Origin of the sequence: Meridianimarinicoccus marinus, from assembly GCF_040689105.1 — a bacterium.
Lineage (GTDB): Bacteria > Pseudomonadota > Alphaproteobacteria > Rhodobacterales > Rhodobacteraceae > Meridianimarinicoccus > Meridianimarinicoccus marinus.
Genome location: NZ_JBFBVU010000114.1, coordinates 1 through 280 on the forward strand (window position 1 = coordinate 1; position 280 = coordinate 280).

The following is a 280-nucleotide window of genomic DNA, read 5'->3' on the forward strand; positions in this document are numbered from 1 at the left end:
TTTCTTCCCAATTTATTGCTGAAATATAATTTTTCGGAGAAATTTGACTTGAGTCTTACCTATAACCGAAGCATCTGGAGACCATGGTATTCTGAGTTTAATCCTTTCCTGATGCCTGAAATTAACGGTACCTATTCCAGAGGAAATCTTTATCTGAATCCCAACCCGAATGACCGGCTTTACCTGAAATTCGGAATTCTGAAAAAATACTTTATTTCTGCAAGATATATGCACACCAATCAGGATTACTGGACGACTTATGTAACAGAAAACGGAAGAA

At 36.8% G+C, this 280-nt stretch carries 1 protein-coding gene; it reads left to right on the plus strand.

From position 1 onward, the window contains the following. Positions 1-48 precede the first annotated feature (48 nt). The coding region (locus AB0T83_RS20415) for an outer membrane beta-barrel protein (protein WP_366195021.1) at positions 49-280 on the plus strand (232 nt) is incomplete at its 3' end.